We start from the raw sequence: 21,082 nt of genomic DNA, 5'->3' as shown, positions 1-21,082 counted from the left end.
CCCATGCCTGCGTGGATGCGCCAATGAGCCTGGTGACCGGCCCCGAAAATGGCCATACGGATGCTGAACCCGATGGTCCTCGCACGCTATGTTGGGAATGATCATCGTCCGCCACCTGCCCGGAGACGTGAGCAGCCATGCACCAAGACCCCCACCACGACCCCAACCACGGCCACGTTCCTTCTCCCCCACACGATTCCTATCCCGGTATGGCTCCCCGGCCCACTCCGGTCGACCCAGTGGGCCCGCAAGACTCTTATCCGGGTATGGCACCCGGCCCGGCACCGGTGGACCCGACCGGGTCCCTCTCAGCCTCAGCGTTGAATCCGGGAACTCCCCCACCGGTTCCCAACTACGGACCGCCCCCGGTCACGCCGCAAAAGGGATCGTCCACAGGAACCGTCATCGCGGTGGTGCTGTTGCTGATCATTGTCATTGGCGGAGGCGGTGCCGGGATTTGGTGGTACACCTCAGGAGACGACGAAAGCGCCCCGGTGATCGCCGAGGAGGGTAACGGCGCCAACGATGCTGACGAGTCCGAGCCCGAAGCGGACGGCGGCTTCCCCATGGACGCTCGCACGGTCCACGCGGAGGACTGGTACCACAGCGATTGGCATTTCACCCTCACCATCGACGGCGAAGAGCGCAAGGCGCACCTGATCTATGTGGACCGCTGGGACCATGCGGACTGCTCCAACGTGCTGGAGGAGACGCAGAATCCGGATTTGCTGGTCGGCAATGAATGCCTCTACGGCCTCGAGGGCCATTACGAGCGGCCGGACGCGGGCTTCGAGGTATGCCAGCGGGTCTTCGAATTCCGCACTGCCGAGGGGGCTGCCCGGGCCGAAGCCGGAATCGACTTCGACCCGGACGACATCTTTTATGCACCCGTGACGTGTACACGCCCGTTGCATGAGGAGGTCGCCTGGGACACTCGCATCACCGCGCACGGTCGTTTTCTGACAGTGACGGTGGGGGCCTTCACCCAAGAGGGGCCAAGCAGCGAAGACATTCAGGAGTTCGTCTCGGCGGTGGGCTATCGGCACACCGAGATCTCAAACGCCACGATGTGGTTGGGGTAGCTCGCTCGAGTCCCCACCAGCGAAAGTGCTGAGGCTGCCGCTGCGGCGCTGGTTGTAGGCGCGGCGATTTAGTTCTGACTGGATGTTTCTCCTCGCAGGAGCGCCAGGAAGTCTCGCAAGGTCGTTCGGGCCAGTTCGGCGTTGACCTCATGGGGCAAGAACATCATCTGGGAGGCAAGGCCATCGATGAATATGTGTAGGTGATGGGCCAGCTGCTCCGCATCAGGGCTGGGCAGCGGCACATGGATGCGTTCGGGCATGGAATGGGAGGCGAGGCGAGCGGAGCCAGTGCCGATGAGGTGAGCGATCACGTCGCGGCACAGGGAGCGTTGCCCGGCCCACAGTAGGCTGCGTTCCTCGGCGGGAAGTCCGCTTTCGCGTTGCACCAGGTCAACCCAGAGTTTGTATTCGGCACGACGTTTCTGGTCTAGGGGTAGGAGGCTCTCCATGCAGCGGGCGGCGAATTCGACCGGCGCGCACTGGCTGGGGTCGGTGGGGAGCCGATTGACGACATCGTGGGCGATGCGCCTGGAGGCCACCTCGGCGGCGAAGGCTTTGAGTTCGTCATGGCGGGGGAAGTAGTAGCGCACTGAACCGGAGGACCATCCGGCTTCCGCCGCGACGTTACGCACGGAGGCCGAGGCCAGTCCTTCTCGCACCACCAGCCGGAATACTGCTTCGGCAAGCTGTTCACGACGCTGTTGGTGGTCCACGATCTTCGGCATTTTCACTTTATATCACACGTGTGTTAAATTAATTAGCACAGTCGTGTTTTAAAAGTGCTTTCATGCCTCGCCCCTGCCACACCACCATCGAGATAAGCCTGGGCGGCACGCGGCATACGCAACAACCCTTGGAGAATTCATGACCTGGGAAATCGGCCTGACGGTCGCCGGATTGGGACTGCTGGACGCGCTCAGTCCAGCCATAGTAGGCGTGACGATCTACCTGCTACTTAATGCGCGCAGCCGCCTGGCGACCCTGCTCTTTACCTACGTGGCCACCGTAGTGGTGTGTTACTTCGCCTTCGGGGTGGCACTCAAGTTGGGCCTGGGGGCACTTCTGCCCGCGCTGGAGAACCTGGTCGACTCCCCGGTTGGACTGTGGGCCCAGGCCATCCTCGGCGGCATCCTGTTGGTGATCGCCATAGCGATACCCGGCAAGAAAAAGCGCCAGAAACGCCAAGCCGACCGGCGGCTGGCCGCCGAAGCCGCAGAGGCTGCGGACGCCCCCGGCTCGACACAGGCGGCGGCATCACCGCCCCACAAAGGTGGCACCGGCACCACCCGAGTCCCGAAGTCTCTGACGGTTTCGGCCATGATCAGTTTCGGGCTCATCACGGTTCTGATTGAGGGGTTTATGGTGCTGCCCTACTTCGCCGCGATTGGCATCATGACCGCCGCCGAGGTGCCGGTAGCCGCGTGGCTGCCACTCATCCTGATGTACAACCTGATCATGGTTTCCTCGGCGTTCATCCTGTATGGGTTGTGGAAGCTCTTCGGGCAGCGGCTGCAACCACGCCTGGAACGGTGGCGCGACAAGCTCGCGGCCGAGACCATAGAGACGATGGCCTGGATTCTCGGAATCGCTGGATTCTTGGTGGCCCGAGGGGCCGTCATCGAGTTGCACGCGTTGGGCTTGCTTCCGTTCTAGGCGATCGACCTAGCATGAACGCCGGCCGGGCCCTCCGTCACACCGATGGCCCGGCCGGGCGCACCGCCGAGACCATCGCCTCCACGATATCGGCCACATCACGTTCCTCCACCTGTGAGCAAGTGATACGCACCCCCGGGGGTGTCTTGATACGTGACAGGCTCCCCGGGGCCACGGCGTATCCACGGTCACGCATCGCGCCGACGGTGACCGCTTCGTCGTCGACGGGAACCCACAGGTTCAGTCCACTGTGCCCCAACGCTGGAATCCCGTTTTCCCGCAGAGCGTTTCGCAGCACCATTTGCCGACGCCAGTAGGTACGCCCGGCGTACTCGATCGCCCGCTGAGCCTCTTCGTCCCTCCATAGACTCATGACCAGGTGTTGCAGCATTGTCGACACCCAACCATGCGCCAGTCGGGCCCGGCCCTCGATAAACGTCTTCGTCCGCTCGTCGGCCGCTACGACGGCCACCCGCAGGTCGGGCCCGCATGGCTTCGACGTCGACCGCACAAACACCCATTTACCCGTCACGTTGCCGATGTGGTGTAGCGGCGTCTGCGACAATTCCGCCCAGTGGTCGTCCTCTATCAACAACAAATCCGGATGCCCACGGAGCAATTCCCGCAATTCCTCGGCTCGCACACCGCTGATGGTGGCGCCGGTGGGGTTCTGCGCCCGATTGGTCACGATGACGGCCCTCGCCCCGGCCGCGAGCGCCTCCGCGACCCCATTGGCGGTAGGCCCTGACTCGTCCACGGGAATCCCCCAGGTGCGAAAGCCGCTGGCGGCCAGCATATCCCGCACATTGCGCCATCCGGGGTCCTCAATGGCCACAAGGTCGCCGGGATTCAAGGTTGTCGTCAGCGATAGCGAGATAGCCGCCAGCGCCCCACCGGTGATTGTCAGGCTGCCTTCTACTCCGTCACGCGATAGCACCTCGCGCGCGAGCTCTAGCAGTTCGGGAACGGGTCCGCCTTGGTGGTAGTTGATCGCGCGGGTTGGTAGTTGTGAAATCGCGTGGGTCAGATCTGGCAAGAGGCTGGTGTCGGGTTCTCCGTGAGAGAGGTCGATGACGCCCGAAGGCAACGGCGACATGGGCGGTGCCAGGAGTGGGGAGTTGCTGCGCACCACTGTCCCGGCCCGTCCGGCTGTCTCCACGATGCCCCGCTGTCGCAGCGAACGGTATGCCGACGCGACCGTCCCCGGGGAGACGCCTAGCTGTTGGGCTAGTCGCCGAACCGGCGGTAGTGACTGCCCTGGGGGCAGATTCCCTGTTCGCACGCCCTGTTCGATCGACGCCATTATCGCGGCCGCCGAATCTCCGGTGATGTGATAGTTTTGTACCAGTGCCATATGTAGATTGTACCATTACAATATTTATAGGAAGTGACGGCATGACCATCAACCCCGCCACCAACCCAAGCGCGAGCGAATACCCGCAGACTGCCCAAACGACGGCCCGTCGCCACCGTGAGCGCATCAGTTACGACGCGGGCAAGGTGCACGCCCTGCTCGACGAGCTCTACTACTGCCACGCGGTCATCGCTCACGCGCAGCCCGGCCCCATGGCCATGCCCCTATTCCACGCGCGGGTCGGGGAAACGCTGTACATGCACGGCTCCACCGGAGCCGGATCGTTCCTCAATGCCAGGGACGGAAAGGTTGCGATGTCAGTCACCGCGACCTCGATTGACGGGCTCGTCTACTCCCGCTCCTGGTTTCACCACTCAGCGAATTACCGTAGCGTCATCATCTTCGGCCAAGCCCAGCTTGTGAGCGATCCTGAGGAGAAGTGGGACTCATTCGTGGCCCTGGTCGACCGGTTGGGACCAGGACGCAGTGGAGACTCCCGTTCCCCCAGCAAGAAAGAGCTCGCCCAGACCTCAGTTCTGAAGCTGAGCATGGACGCCGTCTCCTACAAGGAGCGCAACGCCGGGGTCGGCGAAGATCCCGACGACCTGGATCTGCCCCACTGGGCCGGAGTGGTCCCCTTGCGCCTCCAGGCCGGTGAACCCTCCCCAGCGCCGGGCGTCACGACCGAAGCCCCTGCTTATGTCAAGGAATTGCACACCGTTTGACAATGGGGCCTAGATCTCCTATCAGGTTTCTCTTCCTACTGCGGTGGTGTGCTGCCGCGCCTGGCCGCGTTGTCGACCCTTGCCCATACCCAACGGGTATGGGCAAGAACCCCCGCCTCCCCACGCACTGACAACACACCATCCTCGCCCCGGAAACAAACCTGATAGGAGCTCTTGTGCAAAAGGCATTATCGGCGTATTTGTCGGCGCCTTTACCTGCGTAGCCTTCGCCTCCCGCGGTCTTGAATTCGCACTTTTGCATAAGCCTCAATTATTCCGCGCTCGAAACTATCGATATCGGAACCCATGTGGTCGCCGCCACGCTACGCACATTGCTGCCTGACCCAATACCCGATACGCGTTGCCAGTAGCGGCGTGGCGCGAATTGCGGCCAGCGCGGTCTTTATCGGTGACACCACTCTCATCGTTGCCACCGCCGTTGGATTGGTATCGGTCCTTGCCGCATCCCGGCTCTGGTCACGGTGGTGAAGTGGGCCCCGGCGGCCTCTTTGGCGCTGGGCATGCCGTACACCGCATGGCCGAACACGCGCGGCGAATCCCCATCTCGCCTCGGTTAGCCGTGCCAGTTGCGGAGAAGAACCTCCGCGAGCCCTGGGTATGAACTTGCTCAACCCGAAGGCCATTTTGTTCTCCACAGCCCTGCTTAGGCAGTTCATCGACCCGCACTACGCGCACCCCGCCATCAGCTACCTGATGTTGGCACTCGTCCAGTTGCCCATCGAACTGGCCTATATGCCGGTCTTGATCTTCCTTGGGCAGCGCCTGGCCCCGGCTCTTGGGCCTAGTTCTCCCGCCGCCTCCGCAGGTCACACGTTCGCTGGGGGCGTCCTGTTCACCTTCGCGACGAAGTTGGCCCTGACCTTAAGACACTGGTTTGCACCAGTACATTAAACCCACCTTTTGTATTGATACATTTTCGCACACCTATTCTTTGTACCAACACGTAAAATGTATCAATACAAAAGGCGAAAATATGGCCTCGCTGGCATGAATATTCACCTACTATGAAGTGTGAAAACGCTATTCTTCGCGAGACACATCACCCTATTGCCCCACCGCTAGAAAAGCCATTCTTCATTCCGCCACACTAGTGAGGTGTTCGGAGTAGTTGACGTATGGGCATACGTGGGAGCAGTCGTACTTCTGACCCTTCTCCCCGGCCCTAATTCGATGTATGTGCTGTCAGTCGCGGCGCGCCGTGGGTTGCGCCCCGGCTTTATCGCCGCTGGCGGCGTCTTTGTCGGCGATAGCGTCCTCATGGCCGCCTCGGCGCTGGGACTCTCGTCCCTCTTCGCCGCCTCCCCCACGCTGTTCACCATCGTCAAGTGGGCGGGCGCGGCCTACCTGAGCTGGATCGCCCTGGGCATGCTGCGTTCGGCGTGGACGGCGCTTCGAACCAAGGAAAAACAGCCCGACCAAACCGAGCTTCTGTCCAAGGAACACCCATTCCGTCGGGCCTTCACCGCCAGCATCCTCAACCCGAAGTCGCTGTTGTTCTACGTGGCGCTCTTCGTCCAGTTCATCGACCCCAGCTACGCCTACCCCGTGTTGAGCTATCTGGTGTTGATGGTGATCGTGCTCGCCATCGACATGATGTACATGGTGAGCCTGATCTTCTTTGGCGACAGGCTAGCCCGGATCTTCCGCCGCCGCCGTCGCGCCGCCGCCGCTGGCAACGCGACCGTCGGCGCGGCACTGATGGCCTTCGCGGCCGTTCTCTTGGCTAATTGAGGGGCAGGGCCACACGTGGCTCACCACCGAGCCCACCCTGCCAAAGACGCGGCTGGCCCCACGCCTAGCCGCGTCGGAAGCCTGGTGAAGACAAGAGCAACCCGCTGTAAGACCCCAGGCACGGGCGCCTGGGGTCTTACAGCGCTTGCAATAGCCGCCTGACGCGCTTCTCACTGACTTGGTACCGCGTCCCCAATTCCTGGGCGAACAAGCTCACGCGCAGCTCCTCGATCATCCAGCGCAACTCTTGGCCCTCGGCGGTCCGCAAGGCGTGCGGACGCGCACTAGCGAGGCGGTCACGCTCGGCGCACAAACCGACCACCTGCTCCATCCGCCGCCGATCCGCCTCGACATCGCGCGGCAGACGCTGCGCTCTGGCCACGATCCCCTTGATATAACGCTGCAGATCGTCCAGCCGCCACCATCCGGTCGCCCCGACGAAGCCCTCGGACCCCACCAACGCGTCCAGTTGCGTCTTCATGTCCGATAGCGCGGGAAGCATGTCGAAGCTGAACTTACCTTCCAAAAGCTTCCTTGCCGCGCGCGCTTGTTGCAAGATCGCGGCCACCTTACGCGCCACCGCGACCGACTCGGCGGCCAACTCCGGACGGGCCCGCTTGAGCAAGGCCGCAAAGCCTTCTTGATCCCACGCGGGTCCGCCAGCTTCGATCAGAATCTTGTCCAACACGCACCGCCGACAATCATCCAACAGCGCCTCAGCCGACGGATAGGCGCTGGCGGCGAGATTCAGCGTCTCGGCCCGCGTCAACGCCTCCTTGATGTGTGGGTCGGGGATGTTCAGTTGCAGCAGTCGGCGCGTGCCCGCCCACATATTCGCCGACTGCTCGGCCTCAGTGGCAAAACAGGTCACGCTGACGGTGTTGCCCCGATCGGCCAAGGCCGGGTAGGCCTTGGCCACATAGCCCTTGCGTGGCGTCTCATGTAGCTGTGGCAGGTGGTCGAAGTCCCAGGTTGTGAGGCCCTCGCGTTCGAGTTCGGGTGCGGCCTCAGCCATGGCCTCGTGTGCTTTCGGAGCCAGTTGACGTTGCAGGGCTCCCAGCTCCTTACCCGTGGCCACGACCGTGCCGTCCTCATCAGTGACCTGGTAGGTCATTTGTAGGTGCCCGGGAATCTTGGTCACGTCATAGGCGTCTTCGGGGACGATCACCCCGGTCATGGCACGGAGGGTCTCCGACAGCGCGGCGGTCATGGGTTTGCCGCTGGCGGGGTCCATCCGGGCCACTGCCGCGACGGCGAAGTCGGGGGCGGGCACGAAGTTGCGTCGCAGCCCCTTGGGCAGGCTGCGGATGAGCGAGGCGGCCAGTTCCTCGCGCATACCGGGCACATTCCAGGTAAAGGAGTCTTGGTCCAGTTGCGGTAGCGCGTCCAGCGGCACCTCGACGGTGATCCCGTCGGTGGCCTTGCCCGGATCGAATTCGTAGGCAAGGTCGAGGTCGATGTTCTCAGAGGTCCACTGTGAAGGGTAGTTCTCCTTGCTGATGCCCTCGGCCCGGTCGGCCACGAGCAGACTGTACTCAAAGTTCAACAGGTCCGGCGTTTCCCGCTTGGCCTGCTTCCACCACGAATCGAAGTGGCGTTCGGAGACGATGTCAGCGGGCAATCGGGCGTCGTAGAAGTCAAACAGAGTCTGCTCATCGGAGAGCAGGTCGCGACGACGCACCCGGTTCTCTAGATCTTCGACTTCGGCCAGCAGATTCCGGTTGGCTTGGAAGAATTCATGATGAGTCTCCCACTCGCCTTCGACCAAAGCCCCCCGAATGAAAAGTTCACGCGAGAGCGCCTGATCGATGCGCCCGAAGTTGACCTTGCGACGAGCAACGATCGGTACGCCGTAGAGCGTGACGCGCTCATATCCGAGTACGGCGCCCGCCTTCTTCGACCAGTGCGGCTCCGAATAGGTGCGTTTGGTGACGTGGGTGGCCAGCGGTTCGATCCACTCTGGTTCGATCCGGGCGCAAATACGCCCCCACAATCGCGAGGTTTCGACCAGTTCGGCGGCGACAACCCAGCGGGGTTGCTTCTTAAACAAGCTGGAACCAGGGAAGACCGCGAATTTGGCGTTACGCGCGCCTAGGTATTCGCGCTTGTCGGCCTCCTTGAGACCTACGTGGCTGAGCAAACCGGCCAACAGCGCGGTATGGAGACGTTCGGTGTCCACCGTGCCAGCCTCAGCCGTTTCACGCCGCCCGGCCCTGTTCTGGGCCACCTCGCGGTTAGCGATCTTGAGGCTCTTGAGGCCACCATTGATCTGCCGATATAGGTCCTGCCATTCCCGAATCCGCAAATAGTGCAGAAATTCCTTCTTGCACATACGGCGGAAGCCCGAACCAGACCGAGAGCGTTTCTCATCTTCCAAGTACTTCCACAGGTTCAAGTAGGCGAGGAAGTCCGAGGTGGGGTCGGCAAAGCGGGCGTGCGAGGCATCGGCGGCCTGTTTCTTGTCGCTGGGGCGTTCCCGGGGGTCCTGAATCGACAGCGCGGCGGCGATGACGGTGACTTCGTGGACGCAGCCCTCCTCCTTGGCTTGGAGGATCATGCGAGCCAAGCGCGGGTCGATGGGTAGCCGGGAGATCTGGCGCCCGAGCTTGGTCAATCGCGGTGGTTGCCCTTTGCGTAGCTCTAGCGCCCCTAGCTCAAAGAGCAACTCGGTGCCATCTTTGATATTGCGTTCGTCGGGAGCATCCACGAACGGGAACGTCTCCACCTTGCCCAGCTTCGCGGCCGTCATCTGCAAAATGACCGAGGCGAGGTTCGTTCGCAGGATCTCCGCGTCGGTGAACTCGGGGCGAGCGAGGAAATCCTCCTCCGAGTACAACCGGATGCACACGCCCTCGGCGACACGACCGCAACGCCCAGCTCGTTGATTGGCAGACGCCTGCGAGATGGCTTCGATCGGCAGCCGCTGCACCTTCGTGCGAGCCGAGTAGCGGGAGATTCGAGCAAAACCGGGATCGATGACATAGCGAATGCCCGGCACCGTCAACGACGTCTCGGCCACGTTGGTGGCCAAGACGATACGACGGCCGGTGTGTGGCTTGAAAACCCGATGTTGTTCCTCGGCCGACAACCGCGCATACAGCGGAACTACTTCGGTATGCCGCAGATGCGCCTTTTCCAAGGCCTCGGCCGTGTCGCGGATCTCTTGTTCCCCGGAGAGGAAAACGAGAATGTCGCCAGAGTCAATGCGGGACAACTCGTTGACCGCGTCCAAGATCGCGTCGATCTGGTCGCGCGGCTCGGAGTCTTCTTGGCCCTCTTCATCCGGGGCTTCCAGCGGGCGATAGCGGATTTCGACCGGATAGGTGCGTCCGGACACCTCCAGAATCGGCGCGGGCCTGCCGTTGCGGTCGCAAAAGTGGGTGGCGAAACGCTCCGGGTCGATAGTCGCGGAGGTCACGATGACTTTCAAGTCCGGCCGCTTGGGCAGCAACTGTTTGAGGCAACCGAGGATGAAGTCGATATTGAGGCTGCGCTCATGCGCCTCGTCGATGATGATCGTGTCGTAGGCGGAGAGCATCCGGTCATGTTGCAGCTCGGTCAAGAGGATGCCGTCGGTCATGAGCTTGATGTAACTGGAATCGGACACTCGGTCGCTAAAACGAACCTTCCAGCCCACCGCTTCGCCCAGCGGCGAGTTCAGTTCCTCGGCAATGCGTTCGGCCACCGACCGCGCCGCGATACGGCGCGGCTGGGTGTGCCCGATCATGCCGGTGACACCGCGACCCAGTTCGAGGCAAATCTTCGGAATCTGGGTGGTCTTACCCGACCCGGTTTCCCCGGCGATGATGACCACTTGGTTGTCCTCGATCGCCTTGGCGATGTCATCACGGCGTTGGCTGACGGGCAGCTCAGCCGGGTAGGTGATCGAGGGTACGGCGGCGGCACGCGCCTGGATGGTCTCATCGGAGAACCGGGGGCGAGCTGGCGGGCGGCTACGGGAATGCGCTCGGCGTCGAGCGCCGTTTCCACGTTTTTTCTCAGGAGCAGACATGACGATAATCCAGGATACGCATCGGCGGGGCATCGCGCCACGCGGTTTCACACAGCGTGCCCTGCCACGCCCGCGGCGCACCCCCCAGGTGGGGGTGTGGACATGAGTGTGGGCCCCGTTCGCACGAGGCCCACAGCTCAATGGTTACTACTCACCGTCTGGATTGTCCTTGTAGGGGTCCGGGTGACGCAGTAGATAGGTGACGGCCACGACGAACGGACCGAAGATCAGCATGATGGCGATCACCATCATGGTTATGGCAATGGGTTCCATTTACTTCGCCTCCTCAGAGGTGTCGTTCGAGTCCTCGTCGTCTCCACCAGCGCTCACCGAAGCGGTGTCGGCATCGCCGTTGAGGTCGTGGTCGTTTCCGGTCGCGTCGTCTTCCATTCCCTCGGGCAGCTTGATGAACCTGCTGAGAATGGTCATGACGATCGCGAACGCGATCAGCCCGAAGGCAATGATGAATCCGAAGCGCAGCAGTTCCCAGCCCTCTTCGCGATTGGCGACGATGCCGAAGCGCTCGCGGGTGGCCTGGAACAGCATGTACATCAAGAACAGCGGCGTGATGAGGCCCAGCGAGATCATCCAGGCCCAGCCCAGCTTGATCGACGACCACCGGTTGGCGTGGTCGCGAAGCTGCGGGAGCTTCCGCGCGATCCAAGCGACGGCGATAATGCTGACCAAGGCGGCTAGCGCGATACCGAAGTTCTCGATGGCGCCGTCTGCGGCGTCAAGGACGTACAGACCGTTGGTCATGGGCATGAACAACACGGCCGCGGCTCCGATACCACCGACGATGGTGATGACGGACTTCTGACGGCTCCAGCCCAGACGGTCCTGCGCCGCCGCGACCGGAACTTGCACGATCGAGATCAGCGAACTGAGACCGGCCAAGACCAGACAGGCGAAGAACAGGAACCCGAAGAACGCCGAGCCCCATGGAAGAGCCGAGACGATCTCGGGGAATGCCACGAACGCGAGCCCGATAGACCCGGTGACCTGTTCGTCGACCGGCGTTCCGGACTGGAAGGCCATGTAACCCAAGATCGCGAACACACCGATACCGGCAAGCAGCTCAAAGGAGCTGTTGGCGAAGCCGACGGTCAGGGCAGAGCCCGTGAGGTCGGATTTGCGCCGCAGGTAGGAAGCGTAGGCGATCATGATTCCGAAGCCGATGGACAGTGAGAAGAAGATCTGCGCGTACGCGGCGATCCACACTGTCGGGTTGGTTAGAGCCCCAAAGTCGGGCGTAAAGAAGGCGTTGAGACCGGCACCGGAACCCTCGAGCGTGACGGCGCGGACCACGAGGATACCGAAGAGCACCACCAGCAGCGGGATGGCGATGCGGTTGACCATTTCGATTCCGCGCCGTACTCCGGCGAAGAGGGCGATGAAGACGATGACCCAGATACCGACGAGTGGCCAACCCACTCCGCCGACCCAGGTACCGTTCTCAGTCCAGGCAAAGTCCCAGTAGCCTTCGCTGATCTGGAGCACTCGGTTAAAGAAGAAGTCCTCGGTGCCATCTGGGTTGTCGGCCCAGGTTTGAGTGATCGAGAATCCGGCGTACCGGGCGGCCCAACCGATAATGACCGAGTAGTAGGCGGCCAAGACCACGGCGACGCCGACTTGCCACCAGCCGATTCCTTCGGCAGCCTTGAACAGTCGGCGGTAGGCGATAGGGGCCGAGGCCTTGCTGCGGTGTCCCAGCGAGTATTCCATGAGCAGCAGCGGAATACCAGCCGTCAAAAGGGCAATAAGGTAAGGCAGCAGGAAGGCTCCGCCACCATTTTCATAGGCAACATAGGGGAAGCGCCAGATGTTTCCAAGGCCGATGGCTGAGCCAGCAGCAGCAAGGATAAACCCGGCCCTCGTCCCCCAGTGCTCTCGTTGTTTAAGCATTTTTTCTCCAGTCACACCTAAATTGTGTGGGCTCTCACAGCTGAGGGTGACGCTAGCGGGGGTAACTGGCTGCTGTCAATAAGACCCATTAGTAATCGTGGATTCGAGACAGACACGTTATGGAAGGCAGGCTAAACTTCCCGGCCGGTTATTTTTCATATTCATTAAGTAATTTTAGTTTTTCGCAAGGAGACCTGTGGCAGTTCAGCCCACAAACCCGACGTCGACGGCATTGAAATACTCAGCGCTAGCGGATGAACAGAACTACCTAAACGGCCTATACGCTCGCTTGGACGATCTGCGTGCGTCGACCCAGACTCGCTTGGACGAGGCGCGACGCTCCCCCGTTTCCAACGAACAGGAATTGTCGCAGCGCGACGCGACGGCCCATACCCATCGCCGCCGTCTGGCGACCCTCGACGCGGCCGAGGAGGGACTGTGTTTTGGGCGCCTCGACTTCGACGATGAGGAGAAACCCCAGTATTTGGGCCGCATCGGGATGCGTTCAGAACAGGGCGAACCAATGTTGGTCGACTGGCGGGCTCCGGCCGGGAGGCGGTTCTATCTGGCCACGGCCACCAACCCCGACGGGGTGAGGCGACGCAGGCACCTACATACGCGGGGCCGGAAATTGACCGGGGTGTCCGACGAAATTCTCGACCTGGACGCGCCACGCGATTCAACGCATGAACACTTGGGCGCCCAAGGTGCTCTCCTGGCCGCTATCGACGCGAGCCGAACCGACAAAATGCGCGATATAGTCGCCACAATTCAGGCCGAGCAGGACAATATTATTCGCTCCCCGCTAGAGGGAACCCTAGTTGTCGATGGAGCGCCCGGCACTGGGAAGACCGCGGTCGCATTGCACCGGGCCGCCTATTTGCTCTATGAGTACCGCGAACAACTATCCCGGCGCGGGGTGCTCATAGTGGGACCGAATACGACATTCTTGGATTACATTTCCGAAGTATTGCCCGGATTGGCCGAAACCGACGTCCTACTGCGCACCCCCGGCCAACTATTTCCCGGAGTGGACGCCCACGGTGAGGAGTCCGACCGAGTAGCCGCGATCAAGGGCGAAGCCCGCATGGCCCGCGCCATGGCCCAGGCGGTCGAGGACCGCCAAGAGATCCCGGTCGAGCCCATCGAGCTGTACTACGAGACGCACACGCTATGGCTGCGACCAGAGGCGGTACGGCAGGCACGCCAAGCCGCCCGTGCCACCGAACTGCCGCATAATCAAGCGCGGGCCACCTTCGTGGCGCATCTGCGAGAAGATCTATGCGACCAATACGCCGACATCATCGGCGCCGACCCCTTGGGCGGCGACAATCTGCTGTCGAGAGCCGACCGCGAAGACTTGCTGGAGGAAATCACCTCCGAGGAGGACATCTCCGCGGCCATCGAGGAACTGTGGCCGCGCTTGACACCGCAGCGGCTCTTGTCCGACCTGTACAGCTCACCACAGCGGCTTGCCGCAGCGTGCGAGCATCTCAGCCAGGAAGAGCGAGCACTGCTGGAGCGCGAGCCGCATTCCCCCTGGAGTGAGGCTGACATCGCACTTCTGGACGAGGTTGCCAATGTGCTCGACTCCGACGAAGACGACGCGGAGGGTCCACAACTGAGCGACGAACAAATCGCCTATGCCCAAGGCGTCCTCGACATCGTGACCGGCTCGGCTTCCTACGATTTCGAAGATGAGCTGGAATCCGAGATCATCATGGCCACCGACGTGCTCGACGCGGCGATCTTTGGAGAACGCCACCGACACAACGAATTCGCCACCGTCGCCGAACGCGCTGCCAGCGACCGCCGGTGGGTCTTCGGACACATTATCGTCGACGAGGCACAAGAGCTGTCACCAATGATGTGGAGGGCACTGCGCCGCCGCTGCGTATCCCAGTCATTCACCGTCGCCGGCGATCTGGCCCAAGCCACCTCACATCACGTGCGCACGTGGGCCGATGTGTTCGGAAACCGCAATCACCTATGGCGCAGGGAGCGGCTCACGGTCTCCTACCGCACACCAGAGGAGATATTGCGCGTCACCGCCTCTGTCCTAGCCGCGATCAACGCCGAGGCCCCAGTCCCAAACGCGGTCCGCTCCGCCGGGCACGAACCCTGGCTAGAGGCGGTGGCCGACGACCAGCTTGACGCTCGGCTACGCGAGGTCATCGAAGCGGAGCGAGCCGCTGTCGGTGAGGGAACGGTCGGGGTGATCACCTCGTCGACCTATCTGCGCCGCCTGCAAGAACTCTCCAGCCCCCCGTCGGCGCCCGACCACCCGGATTCGCAGGCAGTGCGGGTGCTGTCGGTCCGCCAGGCAAAGGGACTCGAGTTCGACAGCGTCCTGTTGGTGGATCCCAACGGAATCATGGACAACGGCACCGGGCACCGCGACCTGTACGTGGCGCTCACCCGTTCCACCCAGCGCCTGGGCCTGCTCCATGTGGGCCAAGGGGGGCCGGACTTTCCTGGAGTCGAACAGATCGGCGAGCGCAATCGATGAACGGGCCGGGCATCCGCGCCATGGCAACCACGCTTGGACCAATGTGAACCCCGACCGGAATCGCTTGCCAAGGAGGGCCAGCCTCCAGCACAGCGCTGGCGTGTGCGGCTGGTCCCCAACGCCTAGACTTATGTGGCATAAGAGGAGGAGCGCGGCGTGGACAACACCACTACCGATCGACGTATCGGGCACATTATCGATGGCCGGTATCGACTCACCGGTTTGATCGCCACCGGTGGGATGGCCGCGGTATACGAGGCGTTTGATCAACGGCTAGACCGCACGGTCGCCGTCAAGATCATCAGCGAAGCCCATGCGGACACTGACGAATTCCTCGCGGCGTTTCGACAAGAGGCCAAAACGATTGCCCGGCTGTCCCATCCCAACGTCGTGGGCGTGTTCGACCAAGGTTCCCACGAAGGTCTTCCCTACGTGGTCATGGAGCTGGTCAAAGGCATCACTTTGCGCGACCTGCTTAATCAGCGCCGGTACCTGTCGGTGCCCGAGGCCGTCGAGATCACCCGGCAGACTCTCGAAGCCCTAGAAGCGGCTCACTCGACCGGACTGATCCACCGCGACATCAAGCCCGAGAACATTCTTCTCAAAGAAGGCGGCAAGGGCGACCGGGTCAAAGTCGCCGACTTTGGTCTGGCCGAAGCCATCCAGTCCTTGGGGACTGACGGGCAGGGGCGCGGGCCCAACCCGGACAAACCTTTGCTGGCCACGGCCGCCTACGTGGCACCGGAGCTAGTGCTCTATCAGCCCGCTCGCCCTCAGTCGGACGTGTATGCGGTTGGCGTCATGCTCTTCGAACTTCTCACCGGTGAGGTGCCCTTCGACGGCGAGGACCCCGGCCAAGTCGCGCAGCGCCACGTGAGCGAGGACATTCCCTCACCCAAGACGCTGCGCGGGGATGTGCCCCAATCGTTGGCGAACCTGACCCTCGCGGCGACCCGCCGCGACATCGACCAACGGCCCGTGGACGCGGGAGACTTCGGTCGGCGGCTACAACACATCAAGACGGCCAACCCGACCACGACAATCGGGCCACGCCCGACCCAGAACATTTCGACGGCGAAGACGACATATGTGCCCATGGCTCAACGCTCTGGGTCCTCACCGGCGGCACAAACCTGGATGAAGATCGGCCTCGTGGCCGGGGTACTCCTCTTGTTGGCCGGCCTGGGGTGGTGGGCCGGATTCGGTCAATACACAGACACGCCCTCGCTGTTGGGTCAGGACCGGGAAACCGTCGAGGAATACGCCAACGAGCGCGGTTTCACCATCGAGTTCGACGATGGAGCCTACTCGAACCGAGTACCGGTGGACGATGTGTTCGCACAAGAACCGGCCGCTGGTGATCGTATCCGCAGCGGCGGCACTATCACCGTGACGCTTTCGCTGGGTCCCGAGCAGTTTACGATGCCCGACCTAGCGGGAGCCTCCGAAGAAGAGGCCCTCAACGCGTTGGCCAAAGACGTGAACGCCGAGGTCATCGTGGTAAACGGCTATTCGGATACGGTGCCGCAGGGGCACGTCATCTCCACAGAACCGGGGGCGGGTCGGACCGTGAACTCCGGCTCGGCGGTCGAGGTCATGATCAGTGACGGCCGTGCCCCAGTGACGACCCCGGAAGTCTTGAGCCTGTCGGAAGAGGACGCCCGAGCCAGCATCGAACGGGCGGGACTAACGGTGGGAGAGGTCGACTCGCGGTATTCGGATTCAATTCCCGAAGGGCATGTGATCGAGCAGAGCCCACGAGGAGGCGAAGGTATCGGAGTCGACGGCGTGGTCGACTTGGTCCTCTCCGATGGACCCGAACCGATCCAGGTTCCCAATGTCACGGACATGTCGATCGAACAGGCCACTGAGGAACTGGAGTCACTGGGCTTCGTCGTACGCGTATTCGACCTCATCAACGGCGACACGGTGTTCCGCCAATCCGAAGAGGCAGGCTCGACGGCGCCGAAGGGGTCGACCATCTGGATCTGGGTCCGTTAACTACCCATTACACAGGAAGAACCGGCCCGCTTTGACATTCACAGAGCGGGCCGGTGAAGTACTCCGCGTGAGCCTAGCGACCCCAGCCTTGGAGAGGACCAGCTAGGCGCCAGCGGCCTTCAGCTGCGACATCGTAAACAGCGTCCGCATGTGGACCTCCAAAGCGTGCAGGTTCTGGATGCCATCGGACTCCCGGTCGATCACACACACCCCTTGAGAGACCTTCGCGCCTCGTTCCCGTAGTTCTACGACCGCGTCGCGCACCGCGCCGCCGGAGGTGACGACGTCCTCCACAATGAACAAGTTCTTGCCCGAGATGTCGCCGCCCTCGGCGAGTCGACAGGTCCCGTACTTCTTGGCCTCCTTGCGCACGAACAAGGTGGGAATTCCCGTCACCTGCGAGAGCATGACCGCCAAGGGAATCCCGCCGGTCTCCAGTCCGGCCAGCGCGTCCACGCCCTCCTTGGGCACGAACGGAGCCATGGCCTCGGCGAGACGCTTGAGCAACACGGGGTCGGACTCGAACAGATACTTGTCAAAGTATTCGTTCGCCACTACCCCGGAGCGAAGATGGAACTCTCCGACCAGGTGGGAGCGCAGATATATGTCCCGCGCCAAGTTGGTGTCAGTAGTCATAGCCCTTAGCGTGCCACATCAGAACAGGTCGCCCAGCCACTCGCCGACTTCCGTGAACAGCGACACCTGCCCGAGCCAATAGAAGGCGATCACGGCCAGGAAGCTGCCCGCGGCTAGGTGAGCCAGCCGGGCGGTTCGGCGTTGCGCCTTGAACACACGGCCCCAGATATAACCGCCAATGACCCGGGCTAGGAAGAACACTCCGATGCTCATCGCGGCGATGAACAGGAACATCATGAAGTTGGTGCCAAGGTCGTCATTGGCTAGGTCGAAGACCCAAATGCCCCAGCTGACGAAGGCGAAAAGCATGCCGATGATGGTCAACTCGGAGCCTCTCTTGAGGCTGCCGGGCGGACCTAGCAACGGCGGGACTTCCTCTTCCTGGTGGGGCGCGTAGTCCCCACTGTTGTGGTCGGCTTTCTCACTGGGGGGCGAATATGTGGCTCGTCCGGAGGCGTATCCGCCCTTACCTTGGCCGTCCTTGCCTGGTCGGTTGGCCAGCGGGCTGCTTGGCGGCTGCTGCGGTGATGGCGACCAGCCTCCGGGCGTCATGGTCGTCGGTGCTTCGCTGCTCGCCGGTGGAGCCGCCGGCGCGGCATTGAACGCCGCGGGATCGATCAGGCGGGTCGAGTCGGGCCCACCGGAGCTGGGAGTGGCGCTATTGACCGCTGCCGATCCACTGATCGGAGATGAACTGACGGGGGCCGCACTGACCGGAGAGGAACTGACTGAGGCCGAACCGACCGAGGTCCCCGCCGAGGCGGTGCCTCGAGCAGCGGCTCCGGCCAGGGCAGCCGCGCTGGCGTACTGAATTCCCCGCGCTGGCGCCGAGGGCGTGTGTGGTCGGTGGCCCGCCCCAGCAGAGGGGGCGATGACGGTGGTCGCACCTGCCGAGGGGCCCCAGTCGGCCCCCAGGTCGGGTACGTGGGAGGAGTGGACCAGGGAGGTGAGTTCTTCGATCCACTGTTCTAGATCTGTCGTCAAGGGCCGGTCGGCGGGGTTGTCGGCCAAGGGTGCGAGCAGGTGTTCGCGCAGGCGCGAGTTTGCCTCCAGCACCGGGTGGCGACGCAACTGCGACCAGGGGACCGAGTACTCGTGTCCTGGGGAGTCGGTGCGGGCGCTGGCACCAGTGACCAGGAAGTAGGCGACCGAACCGAATCCGTGTACGTCGTAGGAGGGTCCTACCTTGCCTTGGTATGCCTCGGGTCCGGCCGTCTCCCGGGTGTAGGAAATGGTGGTCAAGTGGGCGGGCGTGTAGTAGCGCGCGCCGGTGAAGTCGATGAGTTTAGCTCCGCCGTCCGGACCGATGATGATGTTGGCGGGTTTGATGTCCATGTGGAGCACCGGGTGAGCGCCGGGTATCTGGGGACGGTGCAGGTGCTTGAGGATGTCAACCACGGAGTTGAGCGTGGTCACGGCGTCTACTCGCCCGAGCCGCTCGGTGATGAGTTCCCGTAGGTCATGCCCTGGCAGGTACTCGAGCACCTGGTAGGGCACCGGTTGGGAGTTCGACTGTTCACCCAGTTGATGCGGGGGCGGGCCGTAGAAGGCGTCGATGCGGCGGCAAATGTTGGGGGCACCTCGTCCGCCTAGGTCCATGAGGACCGCGTCGCCTTTGTCCCAGGAGTTGAATTGCTGTTCGCGGTCTCCGTCGGGGTTGAGGCGGAATACTTTGACGGTCAATGCGGTCGAGGAGACGCCTGCCGACAGGCGTACGGCTTTATATACCTCGGCTTGGCCGCCGGCACCGAGCCGACGGGTGAGGCGATAGCTATGTTCGGAACCTGGGCGGGGAGAGGCCGGGCCGCACACCAGGTCCACAGCGTCAGTCATTAAAGCCAATTCCTTCAGGGCGGAGCTAATAAGGGTCTGGTCTGGAACACCTTTCAGACATACCAGCCTAACCGGTAATCGCACCCTTGTGGGACCGGCCAAGGCGAGTGAGGAATACCGGATATCCCCTCGTTACACAAGGTAAGTAGGCCCATGTCAGACGCTTCGCCGAATGTGTGGTCTCTCCTTGGTCCTCCCGCCTAGATCGTTTGCTGTCGGCTTTTCCGTTTCAGCTCCAGGGCGATTTTGGGTTGTGGAGGCTGTTGCTGTGCTCCGGTGGGGACTGGCCGATGGGCGGGCCGCCGGGTTCCCCGTGACGCGGGGCGAATTGGCTGGGGCCAGCCGCTTCGGGCGCGTATCCGCTTCCGGCCTGTGGCTGTCCCATCGCCACGGAGGTGGGTTGGCCGAGGGTTGGCTGGGGCGGGGCGCTTGGTTGGGTAGCGGGTGGGATGGCAGGTGCAGCGGCTTGCGCGGTGGGGCGGGTCGCAAGATCTGGTGGCACGGCGGTGGTGTCATAGTATTGCGGGCTCGGTTGCGGGTTTGGCGGAGCGGAGACGGCTTCGTAGGAGCCAATAGCGCCAGCGGGGGCAGCGGCGGATGTGTCCACTCGGCGGCTGCTCCATAGTGACGGAGAGAACGCTATCGCCAGGATTCCAAAGATGATGGCGCCATATGGCCCTTCCCAGGTGACCAACTGAGTGCTGGACCATAGGCCTTCGGCGATCAAGACGTACATCAGCGCATAAATGAGGCTTGCGAGTAGTGACATCGCTTGCAGGACATGAAGAACAATTCGAATAAGTTTCGGCATCTTTGGACGTTACCAAGGTCACACCGCCAGCACCAGAGCCATAACGACACTGGGCAGCCCATTCGTCACCCGCTGGCCGATGGCGGACATAGTTCGAGGGCCCTGCCCGCACCTGATCGGCAGGTGTGGGCAGGGCCCTCGGTGGTAACGATGATGCTCCTCGGCCGCAGGTAGCGACTCGGCATTGCCGCCTAAGACGCCAAGCGGTACGGCCATGGAGCCACCGGACGATTAGGGAAGCTTTGGCAGCTGACGGCCCTTCTCATAGTCAAGCATCTGCTGGATACGCCGCTGATGGCGTTCTCCGCCGCTGAATGGCTCGGAGACAAACGCGTCCACGATCGCCAGCGCCTCGTCCTTGGGGTGCATGCGTGCGCCAATGCTCAGCACATTCGCGTCATTGTGTTCGCGCCCCAGTTTGGCCGTCTCGACGCTCCAGGCGAGGACGGCACGTACTCCGGGGACCTTGTTCGCAGCGATTTGTTCACCGTTTCCCGATCCACCGAGGACGATACCGAGGCTGCCGGGGTCGGAGACCGTGGCAGCTCCCGTGTGGAGGCAGAAGGCCGGGTAGTCGTCCGCGGCGTCGTATTCGGCGGGCCCGATGTCAGTGACATCGTGGCCATTGTCCCTCAGATGCTGAGCGATCTCGCCTTTGAGTTCGTAACCTGCGTGGTCTGAGCCTATGTAAATTCGCACGACCCCACTGTAAAGGCTGAGTTAAGCCCGACGACGCCTCATCGGCCCCACAGTGATGTGGGGTCGCGCATAAAACCGGCCCGGCCCCATGCGCCAGGTCTCGGGCATGG

General features: G+C 62.5%; 15 protein-coding genes and 1 pseudogene. 7 read left to right on the top strand and 9 right to left on the bottom strand.

The annotated features are described in order from the left end of the window. The first annotated feature begins 137 nt into the window (after nucleotides 1–137). The gene (locus JQS30_RS05130) at nucleotides 138–1,082 is read left to right on the top strand and encodes a hypothetical protein (RefSeq protein ID WP_213172301.1); all 945 of its coding nucleotides are present in this window, start codon (nucleotides 138–140) and stop codon (nucleotides 1,080–1,082) included. A gap of 68 nt (nucleotides 1,083–1,150) precedes the next feature. Here the strand turns inward: JQS30_RS05130 and JQS30_RS05125 are convergent, their stop codons facing one another. After that, on the bottom strand, nucleotides 1,151–1,807 hold the full coding sequence (locus JQS30_RS05125) for a TetR/AcrR family transcriptional regulator (RefSeq protein ID WP_213172300.1): 657 nt from the start codon (nucleotides 1,805–1,807) through the stop codon (nucleotides 1,151–1,153). 139 nt (nucleotides 1,808–1,946) lie between these two features. Here JQS30_RS05125 and JQS30_RS05120 point away from each other — a divergent pair, with 139 nt between their 5' ends. Next, nucleotides 1,947–2,735, top strand: coding sequence for a GAP family protein (locus JQS30_RS05120; protein ID WP_213172299.1), 789 nt, complete (start codon nucleotides 1,947–1,949; stop codon nucleotides 2,733–2,735). Nucleotides 2,736–2,772: 37 nt separating this feature from the next. On the opposite strand, the gene JQS30_RS05115 is transcribed toward JQS30_RS05120, so the two are convergent. Next, complete coding sequence (locus JQS30_RS05115) at nucleotides 2,773–4,089, bottom strand: aminotransferase class I/II-fold pyridoxal phosphate-dependent enzyme (protein WP_213172298.1); 1,317 nt, start codon at nucleotides 4,087–4,089, stop codon at nucleotides 2,773–2,775. Between the two features lie 41 nt (nucleotides 4,090–4,130). Here JQS30_RS05115 and JQS30_RS05110 point away from each other — a divergent pair, with 41 nt between their 5' ends. From JQS30_RS05110 to leuE, 3 genes and pseudogenes are all read left to right on the top strand, one after another. Next, nucleotides 4,131–4,814: a pyridoxamine 5'-phosphate oxidase family protein gene (locus JQS30_RS05110; protein WP_213172297.1), complete on the top strand. Its 684-nt coding sequence runs from the start codon at nucleotides 4,131–4,133 to the stop codon at nucleotides 4,812–4,814. Nucleotides 4,815–5,408: 594 nt separating this feature from the next. Further along, nucleotides 5,409–5,726: pseudogene (locus tag JQS30_RS05105) on the top strand (LysE family transporter); the annotation flags it as partial. A 204-nt stretch (nucleotides 5,727–5,930) separates the two neighbouring features. After that, a complete protein-coding gene (gene leuE, locus JQS30_RS05100; RefSeq protein WP_213172295.1) occupies nucleotides 5,931–6,566 on the top strand; it encodes a leucine efflux protein LeuE in 636 nt (211 codons plus the stop codon). Between the two features lie 136 nt (nucleotides 6,567–6,702). Here leuE and hrpA read toward each other — a convergent pair whose 3' ends face one another. The 3 genes from hrpA to JQS30_RS05085 form a co-directional block, all read right to left on the bottom strand. After that, nucleotides 6,703–10,578 (bottom strand): ATP-dependent RNA helicase HrpA, encoded by a 3,876-nt coding sequence (gene hrpA / locus JQS30_RS05095; protein WP_246498068.1) that lies wholly within the window; start codon nucleotides 10,576–10,578, stop codon nucleotides 6,703–6,705. A 147-nt stretch (nucleotides 10,579–10,725) separates the two neighbouring features. Next, a complete protein-coding gene (locus JQS30_RS05090) occupies nucleotides 10,726–10,851 on the bottom strand; it encodes a methionine/alanine import family NSS transporter small subunit (protein WP_213172293.1) in 126 nt (41 codons plus the stop codon). Beyond that, entirely contained in the window at nucleotides 10,852–12,483 is a 1,632-nt protein-coding gene (locus JQS30_RS05085; protein ID WP_425498852.1) for a sodium-dependent transporter, read from the bottom strand. Nucleotides 12,484–12,679: 196 nt separating this feature from the next. Between JQS30_RS05085 and JQS30_RS05080 the strand changes: the two genes are divergently transcribed. Beyond that, nucleotides 12,680–14,992 (top strand): HelD family protein, encoded by a 2,313-nt coding sequence (locus JQS30_RS05080; RefSeq protein WP_246498067.1) that lies wholly within the window; start codon nucleotides 12,680–12,682, stop codon nucleotides 14,990–14,992. A 156-nt stretch (nucleotides 14,993–15,148) separates the two neighbouring features. Next, the gene (locus tag JQS30_RS05075; protein ID WP_213172291.1) at nucleotides 15,149–16,993 is read left to right on the top strand and encodes a Stk1 family PASTA domain-containing Ser/Thr kinase; all 1,845 of its coding nucleotides are present in this window, start codon (nucleotides 15,149–15,151) and stop codon (nucleotides 16,991–16,993) included. 102 nt (nucleotides 16,994–17,095) lie between these two features. Here the strand turns inward: JQS30_RS05075 and JQS30_RS05070 are convergent, their stop codons facing one another. The 4 genes from JQS30_RS05070 to JQS30_RS05055 form a co-directional block, all read right to left on the bottom strand. Then, nucleotides 17,096–17,629: an orotate phosphoribosyltransferase gene (locus JQS30_RS05070; RefSeq protein WP_213172290.1), complete on the bottom strand. Its 534-nt coding sequence runs from the start codon at nucleotides 17,627–17,629 to the stop codon at nucleotides 17,096–17,098. Nucleotides 17,630–17,647: 18 nt separating this feature from the next. Next, a complete protein-coding gene (locus tag JQS30_RS05065) occupies nucleotides 17,648–19,462 on the bottom strand; it encodes a protein kinase domain-containing protein (RefSeq protein ID WP_213172289.1) in 1,815 nt (604 codons plus the stop codon). Nucleotides 19,463–19,691: 229 nt separating this feature from the next. Continuing rightward, nucleotides 19,692–20,273 carry a hypothetical protein gene (locus tag JQS30_RS05060; RefSeq protein ID WP_213172288.1) on the bottom strand — a complete coding sequence of 194 codons (582 nt, stop codon included), beginning with the start codon at nucleotides 20,271–20,273 and terminating at the stop codon, nucleotides 19,692–19,694. Between the two features lie 231 nt (nucleotides 20,274–20,504). Continuing rightward, entirely contained in the window at nucleotides 20,505–20,972 is a 468-nt protein-coding gene (locus JQS30_RS05055; RefSeq protein WP_213172287.1) for a ribose-5-phosphate isomerase, read from the bottom strand. Between the last annotated feature and the right edge of the window lie 110 nt (nucleotides 20,973–21,082).

Source organism: Natronoglycomyces albus, from assembly GCF_016925535.1.
Lineage (GTDB): Bacteria > Actinomycetota > Actinomycetes > Mycobacteriales > Micromonosporaceae > Natronoglycomyces > Natronoglycomyces albus.
The sequence above is the reverse complement of the archived record's forward strand: the minus strand, read 5'-3'. Positions and strand labels throughout refer to the sequence as shown.